Annotated in this window: 3 protein-coding genes; 1 reads left to right on the top strand and 2 read right to left on the bottom strand. The window is 55.4% G+C overall.

From position 1 onward, the window contains the following. Positions 1-96 precede the first annotated feature (96 nt). The gene (locus AC1DWI_RS18590; RefSeq protein WP_477670431.1) at positions 97-516 is read right to left on the bottom strand and encodes a ribonuclease P protein component; all 420 of its coding nucleotides are present in this window, start codon (positions 514-516) and stop codon (positions 97-99) included. Positions 517-567: 51 nt separating this feature from the next. Next, a complete protein-coding gene (gene rpmH / locus AC1DWI_RS18585) occupies positions 568-702 on the bottom strand; it encodes a 50S ribosomal protein L34 (RefSeq protein WP_007862708.1) in 135 nt (44 codons plus the stop codon). A gap of 424 nt (positions 703-1,126) precedes the next feature. Between rpmH and dnaA the strand changes: the two genes are divergently transcribed. After that, positions 1,127-2,521: a chromosomal replication initiator protein DnaA gene (gene dnaA / locus AC1DWI_RS18580; RefSeq protein WP_457281893.1), complete on the top strand. Its 1,395-nt coding sequence runs from the start codon at positions 1,127-1,129 to the stop codon at positions 2,519-2,521. Positions 2,522-2,911: the final 390 nt, after the last annotated feature.

Here is a 2,911-nt window from a genome sequence, read left to right as displayed (position 1 = left end):
GCCATGGGCTGAGCAACAAGCGATAGCCTTTGACCAGGCCAATCAGCAGGGTTTGCGGCAAACGGAAAAGAGGTGCCAGTGCAGCAAAAACGGAGCTCATGGCGCCTTGGCTCCTGCCTGCATCAGCGCCAGCACTTCGGTGCGTACCGCCAGCTTGAGCTGCTCGGACGTCGCACTGATGAATTCCTTGCGCGAAAAATCACGCCGCAAGCGGACCACAAAAGCAGCCTGAGGATACTGATGCGAAAAATCAGCGCTCACGGTGTAGATCTGTCGTTTGATGGCGTTACGTGTGACGGCGCGTTTGGCCCAGCGTTTGGGAACCATGGCCCCAAGCCAGACATCCTGTACGGGAAACAGCGGCCTTGCCGCGATCACATCAGCCAGCTTGCCTGGCTCAGCTTGCACGGGCTTTGCGTCCAGCGCATTGCGGTGCAATGCGAAGTGCGTTGTTTTTGCAACAATGGCGCCGGCAAGAACTGCCTGGAACTGGGGTCGGGTTTGAAGCCGTTGCACGAGCGCCAGGCGTCAGTTTAAAAAACTGCGAATGGCCAGCAGGAAACAGGCTTATACGGCCAGGCGCTTGCGGCCTTTGGCGCGGCGTGCAGCAATCACTGCGCGGCCGCCACGCGTTTTCATGCGGGTCAGGAAGCCGTGCGTACGAGCGCGTTTGACTTTGGATGGTTGGTATGTGCGTTTCATGATTGAGTCCTACTAGCCGGTCAGCTACAAAGCTTTCCCCTTTGCCGTTACCTTGCCTTAGTTATAAGACACACTGCTTTGGGCGATTCGAATGATCTTGGTGGCCGTACAACACAACCATCTCTGCAAGTCTTCAAGGCAGGCAAAACCCGCCGCGAATCAGGGAAACCCATGATTATCGCAGATTTCCTAACACTGGCAACAAGTTAGCCCGCCCATTTGGGGTAAAGGCTGAGATGCGGCGAACCGGGTCGCTACATACCCCAAACCAGTGCCCAAAATAGGTTGAAACCCGGATCAATTATTTTGTGGATAACTCCTCGTCCGGACTACAATTGCCGGTGCTCAAAATTAACAATATCCACAAGCAGCTCACCGCTGCCGGGCGCCTCTTGCCAGGCCAGCAACCCAGCCAAAACCAGCCATGAGTGAGGCATCCGTCCAAAATCTGAACCAGGACTTGTGGCAGAGCTGCGTCGACCACCTGGCCCAGGAATTACCTGAACAACAGTTCAATACCTGGATCCGCCCCCTGCTTGTCGAGGTCGCTCCCGACCTCACCAAAGTCACCGTTTTAGTGGGTAACCGGTTCAAACTGGACTGGGTTCGCGCCCAGTATGCCGGCCGCATTTCGGCCCTGCTTGAGAAAATTTCCGGGCAAAGCATCCCCCTTGAGTTAGCACTTGCTCCGCGCGAAGCGCCCGCCAAGTCTTCTTCTCTGGTTCGCAGCTTTGAAGGCTCCGGCGTTCCTGAACCCGTCGGCCTGGGCGTTCCCGAAGAAGCCGCCGGCGCGCCGTTCAAGAATCGGCTCAACAGCGCGCTGACCTTCGACACCCTGATTGAAGGCACGGCCAACCGCATGGGCCGGGCCGCCGCGCTGCATGTTTCCAGCAGCCTGGGCCAGCTTTACAACCCGCTTTTTATCTACGGCGGCGTAGGTTTGGGCAAGACGCATTTGATGCACGCGATCGGCAATAAATTGCTGTCGGACAACCCCGCCGCCAAAGTTCTCTACATCCATGCTGAACAATTTGTTTCAGATGTGGTTAAAGCTTACCAACGCAAGACTTTTGATGAATTCAAGGAGCGTTATCACTCCCTGGATTTGCTGCTGATTGACGACGTCCAGTTCTTTGCCAACAAGGACCGCACCCAGGAAGAGTTTTTCAACGCTTTCGAGGCCTTGCTGACCAAAAAGTCGCACATCGTGATGACCAGCGACACTTATCCCAAGGGTTTGACGGATATCCACGAACGCCTGGTGTCGCGCTTTGATTCCGGCCTCACCGTCGCCATCGAACCGCCCGAGCTCGAAATGCGCGTCGCCATCCTGATCCGCAAGGCCGAAGCCGAAGGCGCCTCCATGCCCGAAGAAGTCGCCTTCTTCGTCGCCAAGAACGTCCGCTCCAACGTGCGTGAGCTCGAAGGCGCCTTGCGCAAGATCCTGGCGTACTCACGCTTCAATCTCAAGGAAATCTCCATCCAGCTGGCCCGTGAGGCCCTGCGTGACCTGCTTTCCATTCAGAACCGGCAGATCAGCGTCGAGAACATCCAGAAGACCGTCGCCGACTATTACAAGATCAAAGTGGCCGACATGTATTCCAAGAAGCGGCCAGCCAGCATTGCGCGGCCGCGGCAGATTGCCATGTACCTGGCCAAGGAACTCACGCAAAAGAGCCTCCCCGAGATCGGTGAGCTCTTTGGCGGGCGTGACCACACCACCGTGCTGCACGCCGTGCGCAAGATGTCTGCCGAGCGCCAGCAAATGACAGAGCTCAACCAGCAGCTGCATGTGCTTGAACAGACCCTGAAAGGCTGAGGAACAACCTCCATGCGCCCCATTAACTCCATGAACCCTCTTGCGCCCGGTTTTCACGGTGTTTTACAGAGCCCAGCCACCCTCACAATAACTTTGGGGACAACTTTTGAACAACCCATGGCTTATCCACAGAAGCAGATGACAATCGAAAGTTGTTCATATTCAGCAGTGCAGTTCAGGGGCGTCTGAACACATGGTTAAACAAACGCCAAGTGGTTGATCAAAAAGGGGAAAATGGCACTATCCACAGATGGGCGCCACCCTTATCTACTACTACTAATTTGAATTAAAGAATTAAAGATATATACAGAGGAAGTCATGATCGTTCTGAAAGCAACCCAGGATAAAGTTTTGTCGGTACTGCAGTCGGTGGCCGGCATCGTTGAGCGC

Source organism: Polaromonas sp. P3_C2 (assembly GCF_056402675.1).
Note: the sequence above shows the minus strand (reverse complement) of the source record. Positions and strands in the feature narration are given on the sequence as shown.

What these genes read in the sequence shown, in the direction of transcription:
- rpmH (WP_007862708.1), bottom strand. Translation starts at nt 702, where the DNA reads ATGAAACGCACATACCAACCATCCAAAGTCAAACGCGCTCGTACGCAC.
- dnaA (WP_457281893.1), top strand. Translation starts at nt 1,127, where the DNA reads ATGAGTGAGGCATCCGTCCAAAATCTGAACCAGGACTTGTGGCAGAGC.